Origin of the sequence: Alysiella crassa DSM 2578 (genome assembly GCF_000745955.1) — a bacterium.
Classification (GTDB): Bacteria; Pseudomonadota; Gammaproteobacteria; order Burkholderiales; family Neisseriaceae; genus Simonsiella; species Simonsiella crassa.
This window is the reverse complement of the sequence record NZ_JQKH01000111.1, coordinates 1-6337: the sequence shown is the minus strand read 5'-3', so window position 1 is coordinate 6337 and position 6337 is coordinate 1. Positions and strand designations below refer to the sequence as shown.

Sequence of the window (6337 nt, the reverse complement as noted above, 5' to 3'; positions counted from 1 at the left end):
GGATTCAAGGCGTGGGTGGGGTGTTTGTGGCGCATTTATCGGGCAGTTTTACGGGCGTGATGGGTTTGCCCGTATTTGAAACGCTGAATTTATTGCGTGAAGCGGGCGTGGACGTGCCGCCTTTTCAGGCTGCCTGAAAATTAAATTGTAAGAAAATACAATTATTAACTGAAAAACATCAAAATTTGTTTTACAAATAAATTGACAGATTTTTGGATTGCGCTATAATTCAGTCTTCATTCCCTGATAGCTCAGTCGGTAGAGCGACGGACTGTTAATCCGCAGGTCGCTGGTTCGAGCCCAGCTCGGGGAGCCAAATTTAAACCGCCTAAACAAATGTTTAGGCGGTTTTTATTTTGTGGATATTTGTGAATGATTTTGGGTCGTGTCCAAATTGTGTCCAAAATAAAGATTGATTTGGGGGTGATGGTGATTTTTTCAGGCAGCCTGAAAATCAGCCCCTTTTCTCCAATTTATCCTGTGATACACACTAAATAATTTATAATAATCAGATGATTGGATTTTACAATTGTTGTAAAACTGTTACAGAAGTTGTAAAAAAAGGTTATTTAGACAGAAATATCTAGACAATTCAAGTATCATGCGCGGTATTTTTAATTATGCGTGGTGAAACACTGCATATATTTATTTGTTTTATATTCATATTTTTTGGAAACCGAATTCATGCAAAAAATCACTTTAGCGGCGTTGTCGCTGGCACTTACTTTCCCTAGCTTGGCTGCGCCTGTGCAACAAAAAGCACCCGCTACCAAAAAAGTTACCAACAAAATCACAACAAAGCAGCCTGTAAACATGTCTGCAACCCCTTCTACTAAACCCACCACAGGTACAGCGAGCACCAAACCCGCTCCGCAACCTGTATTGCTCTCCAAAACCATCGTGCCTGATGGCAAAACACCCGTTAATAATGTCAAAACCACGCCCGTTCCTGATGTTCGCCCCACTTCGCGTGGTCAATATGTGGTGATTAATATTCCGCAACAACGCTTGTTTTTATACCAAAACGGCGCATTGCAAAAAGTTTACCCTGTAGCGGTCGGCAAAGCGGTTACGCAAACCAATTTGGGCGAACACAAAATTGGTGGCAAAGCGTTTGACCCCACTTGGCACATTCCCAAATCCATTCAAGCGGAATTGAAAGATGGTCGCACCACCGTACCGCCTGGTCCTGAAAATCCATTAGGTCCTGTGTTTGTGCGTTTGGGCAATCCGAAATTGGGTTTGGGCATTCATGGTACGAATGCGCCAGCCAGCGTACCAGGGGTGCGCAGTCATGGTTGCGTGCGCATGAAATCAGAGCAAGCAATGGATTTTGCCAACACGATTAACACAGGCGCAGACGCGATTGTGAGCTACGAAATGGCAACTTTAAACGTGGACGGCAAAAATCAATTGTGGCTGACCGCGTATAAAGACCCATACAGCAAAAATAATTTGAATGTGGACGCGCTCAAGAAAAGTATCCAAGCATGGGCGGGCGACAACAAAATCAAAATTTCCGATGCGCGTGTCAATGCCATTTTGAAAGCGCGTAAAGCCGTGCCTGTGTGCATTAGCTGTTCACCCAAAACCAAAAATGTGGTTTCAGGCAGCCTGATGTCGGTGGCGTGGAATTCGGGTACATCTGCCTTGACTGCGCCAAAAGGCTTGGATATGGCTGTGCCGCCGATGATGGAAGAAGAAGATTTGAACGAGATTGAAGTGGATGCAGATGTGCCAGCCACCCCTGCAAAAGCGGCTACACCAGCCAAATCCACAGGCAAATCTACGAGCAAAACCAAAGCCAAACCAGCCGTTACCACCGAAACACCGTTGCAGCCTATCCCTGCGGTGAGCAGCGAGCCTGTTGCGCCTGTGAAAGCCACGCCAGCCAAACCTGCTGTGCCAGCCAAATCCACAGGCAAAACCAAAGCCAAACCTTCGGTAACGACTGAAACCCCATTGCAGCCTGAAACTACAGCAGCCAGCGAGCCTGTTGCACCTGCGAAAGAAGCCGCGCCCAGCAAACCTGCTGCGCCAGCCAAAGTCGCACCCGCCAAAGCCGCACCCAAAGCCGCACCCAAAGCCGCACCAGCCAAAATCAAAACCGAAAAATTGAACATCAATTCTACATCGGTTTTTGATGAAACCCCTGCTGTGGAAACGCCGCTTTACCCCAATCAACCGATGAATTTGAAACCAATTGACCCTGCCAAATCAGAATCCAAAGCGAAAGCTGCGATTGTGAAAACAGCAGTGAAAAAATAATTGATTCGGTAAATAAGCAGGCAGCCTGAAAATAAATTGGTTTTTCAGGCTGCCTGAAACCTTTGAAAAACCTCTAAAATTCTATATTTAAAGATTTTAATATTTTGAATTTTAATAAATTTATTTTTCAAAAAAGTTTAAAAAATGGGGTTTTACAAAGGTTTCAGCCTGAAAACAAAAAAACCGTTGTTTTCTCAACAACGGTTTTTTTAATTGGCGAAACCAATGAAATTATTTCAATTTGGTTTCTTTGTAAATCACATGTTTGCGGGCAACTGGGTCAAATTTTTTGATTTCCATTTTGCCAGGCATAGTGCGTTTGTTTTTGGTTGTGGTATAGAAATGACCTGTACCAGCAGACGATTCCAATTTGATTTTATCGCGCATGATAAATATCCTTATAAATTTAAATGTTAGATAACTTCGCCGCTTGCGCGCAATTCAGCCAAAACCGCGTCAATGCCGTTTTTGTCAATGGTGCGCAAAGCCGCGTTAGATACGCGCAAACGCACCCAGCGATTTTCGCTCTCTACCCAGAAACGACGTGATTGCAGATTAGGCAAAAAACGGCGTTTGGTTTTGTTGTTGGCGTGTGATACATTGTTGCCTGACATCGGGCGTTTACCCGTTACTTTGCAAACTCGTGCCATATTGTTCTCCAAACGAATAATTAAAAATGAAAACGCGCTTTATACCACAAAATCATGTAATCAGGCAAATATTTATCCATATTGTTCGGGATTTTTCAGGCAGCCTGAATGGTTAAAATCGGTAATTATTTGATTTGTTGATTAAATTTAGTAAATGATGTTTCATGTGTTATATAATTGATTTATTTAAAATTTAGGAGATGTTTTGTGCGCCGTTACACAACTTTTGCTTGGCTGGACAAATGTTGGCAGCCAAGTTTTTGGGGATTTTTTGTGATTTGGGCAATTGTGGAGACTTTGCCGACTTTGTTGCGATTATTGTACACCGCCGATGGTGTTTCGTATGCGATTGTTTGGCGGACGATTTGGGTGGGGTTGATGGGCTATGCTTTGTGGTGTGTGTCGCAATGGGCGCGTGGCATAATATTTTGGCGGTATGACGCGCAGGCTGCCGTATTTTTGTGTTGTAGATGGGGAATTTGGCGGTGGGAAATACTGCAATCTTATCCGAAAAATGGGTTTACAGGCATTCAATCGGAAAAAGTGTATTGGGACGATGGCACGGTAACAGGCAGCCTGCGGCTACTCGGACAACAAGCAGTTTTGGTGGAAGCGGTTACTGAAAAGAATGATTTGAGTCGGATAGACCAAGTGCGTGAACAAATCTCGCAAGTTTCCCATTTGCCCATACTGGTGGCGGAAGAACGACACGAAACCCGCCCAACCGAACAACCCGCCAAACCACATCATTATCAGGAATGCTTGCCTATCAAATCATCGTGCTTGATGTTGGCAACCCATTTAGTGTGGACGGCGATTTGGTGGGTGGGCATGGGGTATTTTGTGTGGTGGTTTCGTGGTGAAACGGTGATTGTGGCATTTTCGGTATTGGGTTTTGCGTACGCGTTTGCAGGCAGTCTGAAAGTGTGGCAGATGTGGCACGATAATCAAATCATCAGCAAAATGGTTTGCAGCGAAAGCATACCGCCGCGCCGTATGGTGGCACGAAAATCGGGAAAATTTGCTTTGTTTTCATTGAAAAAATACTTAATTTGTACCCTATTGTCTTTAATCATTTGGGTGTGGGCGGCGGTGGCAATGGAATTGTTTGATAATTGGCTATGGTTTGTGTTGGGGAATTGGACGATATTGTTATTTATTTTGGGTATATTAGGTTTATTTTGGCATGGTGTAAGCAGACGGCGGCGTGTGGTGTATTCTGTTAATCAGGATACTTTTTTGATTCAAAAACTGAAATTACCCTATACATGGCAGCCTGAATATGAATGCGCGGTCAATGATTTTATTGGCGTGTCGGGGGGCGTGGACGGTTTATGGCTGATTGGAGCGGAGGGGAAAATAGACGTGTGGTTGGGCAAGGCAAGCGGCGTTTCCCAAATCGCACCGCAACGTGCCGAAACGGTGGCATGGCAAATCAGTCAGGCAACGGGTTTACCAATTGTCATCAAAAAAACCAATTCTCCTGTATAATGCACCGCTTCAGGGCAAACAGACAGTCGCCGCGTATCGCGTAAGGCATACGGGGAGGAAAGTCCGAGCTACACAGAGCAAAAATGCCAGCTAACGGCTGGGCGTGGTAACACGACGGAAAGTGGCGCAGAAAGCAATACCGCCGATGGTTTGGGGCAACCCATTCACAGGTAAGGGTGAAAAGGTGCGGTAAGAGCGCACCGCGTGGCTGGTAACAGCTTCACGGCAGGCTAAACCCCATTTGTAGCAAGACCAAACAGAACACTTTGACGCTGCTCGCCGAGTGTTCGGGTAGGTTGCTTGAGCGTGCAAGTGATTGTACGCCTAGAGGAATGACTGTCCAACGACAAAACTCGGCTTATCGTTTGCCCTGTCTTGATTATGTGAATAAGGCAGCCTGAATATATTTTTCAGGCTGCCTTAATTTTATGTTTATTTTCTTTGATAAAACCGACTGCCCAAATACACCGCTTTGCCTTCATCAATCAACACCGCACAAATCGCCGCCAAAGGCAATGCCACCAACATACCCACAAACCCCAACAAACTCCCAAACGCCATCAACGAAAAAATCACCCAAAATGGCGACAAACCAATTCTATCGCCCACAATTTTCGGCGTAATGAAAAAACTCTCCAAAAACTGCCCCACACCAAACACCCCCCACACCATCAACACCCCCACCCACGAATTAAACTGCAACAACGCCGCCAAAGTCGCCAATAACAAACCCGTAAATGCCCCCAAATACGGCACAAACACCAAAATCCCCGCCACCATGCCAATCGCAAAACCCGAATCCAAACCCGTTGCCATCAAACCTAAACCATACAGTAAACCCATCACCATCATCACCATCAGTTGCCCACGCAAAAACGCCCCCAACACCTGATTTAATTTACCCGTAATCCGCACATAAGTTTCTACATAGCGGCGCGGAATCATTGTTTCCAGCCCATTTTCCCAGCGCGACCAATCCAGTAAAAAATAATACAACAACAAAGGCAGCAACACGATATTGCCCAACCACGCCGCAATAGAACTGCCCTGCGTCATCAAAACCACCAGCGTTTTTTGCAAGGCAGCCTGAATATTTTGCGTATTATCGCGCAACCAATCCACCAAGGTTTTTGCATCCAGCGACACATACGCGCCAAATTTCGCATTAAACCAAGGCAATGCCTTATTTTGCACAAAATCCACTAGCATGGGTAACTTGCTGATAATAGACTCAATTTGTTTTGCCAACATCGGCACAATCACCAACAGCAAACCCAGTAATATAAATAAAGCAAACCCCATCACCCACATAGAAGCCCGTCCACGCCGAATCCCATGCGTTTCCAAATACGCCACCATCGGATTCAAAATATACGCCAACACCGCCGCCGTAATAAACGGTGCCAACACATCACGCAACTGAATAAATAAAAACAATAAAACCGACAAAACAATCAGTATCCACACCCAAGGCAACCACGCCCGTTTTTTCGTCACATACATTGTCAATTCCAATTCACACATTCACAAAAAACCGATTTTAGCCGATACACTCAAAAATTGTGCAATAATATTATTTTAAAAATCATGTAAATATTATTTCAGGCAGCCTGAACGCTTTACAAGATTTCAAAAAGCCGTATAATGCCAATCTTCAACACCAGCCCAGGTGGCGAAATTGGTAGACGCAGGGGACTCAAAATCCCCCGCCGCAAGGTGTGTCGGTTCGAGTCCGACCCTGGGCACCAAGATTCTAAAATCCGCTAACGAGTTTAGCGGATTTTTTTGCGTTTATTCACAGGCAGCCTGAAACCATGTCTCCCGAAACTTCTGAATTTAATCTGACCATTTTTCTCAAATCTCTGCCCCACTCTGCTGGCGTGTACCGCATGATTGCCGCCGATGACACGGTTTTGTATGTGGGCAAG

The 6337-nt window shown here is 45.1% G+C and carries 6 protein-coding genes, 2 tRNA genes, 1 other RNA gene and 1 pseudogene; 7 read left to right on the top strand and 3 right to left on the bottom strand.

Going from position 1 to position 6337, the window contains the following annotated elements:
• The 4 genes and pseudogenes from Q338_RS11760 to Q338_RS15225 all read left to right on the top strand — a co-directional run.
• Positions 1-137, top strand: a 137-nt coding sequence (locus tag Q338_RS11760) for a Maf family protein (protein WP_034295681.1), incomplete at its 5' end; no start/stop codon positions are given.
• 103 nt (positions 138-240) lie between these two features.
• Positions 241-316 (top strand) — tRNA-Asn (locus Q338_RS11755).
• 56 nt (positions 317-372) lie between these two features.
• Positions 373-498, top strand: a complete 126-nt coding sequence (locus tag Q338_RS15395) for a hypothetical protein (RefSeq protein WP_280517551.1) — start codon at positions 373-375, stop codon at positions 496-498.
• A 384-nt stretch (positions 499-882) separates the two neighbouring features.
• Positions 883-1752 (top strand): annotated as a pseudogene (locus Q338_RS15225) (L,D-transpeptidase); the annotation flags it as partial.
• Between the two features lie 747 nt (positions 1753-2499).
• On the opposite strand, the gene rpmG reads toward Q338_RS15225, so the two are convergent.
• Both rpmG and rpmB read right to left on the bottom strand, forming a co-directional pair.
• A complete protein-coding gene (rpmG, locus tag Q338_RS11745) occupies positions 2500-2655 on the bottom strand; it encodes a 50S ribosomal protein L33 (RefSeq protein WP_002642891.1) in 156 nt (51 codons plus the stop codon).
• Between the two features lie 26 nt (positions 2656-2681).
• The gene (rpmB, locus tag Q338_RS11740) at positions 2682-2918 is read right to left on the bottom strand and encodes a 50S ribosomal protein L28 (protein ID WP_034295677.1); all 237 of its coding nucleotides are present in this window, start codon (positions 2916-2918) and stop codon (positions 2682-2684) included.
• A gap of 207 nt (positions 2919-3125) precedes the next feature.
• Here rpmB and Q338_RS11735 point away from each other — a divergent pair, with 207 nt between their 5' ends.
• Both Q338_RS11735 and rnpB read left to right on the top strand, forming a co-directional pair.
• Entirely contained in the window at positions 3126-4409 is a 1284-nt protein-coding gene (locus tag Q338_RS11735; protein ID WP_034295674.1) for a hypothetical protein, read from the top strand.
• Between the two features lie 10 nt (positions 4410-4419).
• Positions 4420-4786, top strand: an RNA gene (rnpB, locus tag Q338_RS13895) — RNase P RNA component class A.
• A 55-nt stretch (positions 4787-4841) separates the two neighbouring features.
• Here rnpB and Q338_RS11730 read toward each other — a convergent pair.
• Positions 4842-5912: an AI-2E family transporter gene (locus Q338_RS11730; RefSeq protein WP_034295671.1), complete on the bottom strand. Its 1071-nt coding sequence runs from the start codon at positions 5910-5912 to the stop codon at positions 4842-4844.
• A gap of 160 nt (positions 5913-6072) precedes the next feature.
• Between Q338_RS11730 and Q338_RS11725 the strand changes: the two genes are divergently transcribed.
• Positions 6073-6157, top strand: a tRNA-Leu gene (locus tag Q338_RS11725).
• Positions 6158-6337 lie beyond the last annotated feature (180 nt).

Coding starts and splice junctions, on each gene's coding strand:
- rpmG (WP_002642891.1), bottom strand. CDS start 2,655: ATGCGCGATAAAATCAAATTGGAATCGTCTGCTGGTACAGGTCATTTC.
- Q338_RS15395 (WP_280517551.1), top strand. CDS start 373: ATGATTTTGGGTCGTGTCCAAATTGTGTCCAAAATAAAGATTGATTTG.
- rpmB (WP_034295677.1), bottom strand. CDS start 2,918: ATGGCACGAGTTTGCAAAGTAACGGGTAAACGCCCGATGTCAGGCAAC.
- Q338_RS11730 (WP_034295671.1), bottom strand. CDS start 5,912: ATGTATGTGACGAAAAAACGGGCGTGGTTGCCTTGGGTGTGGATACTG.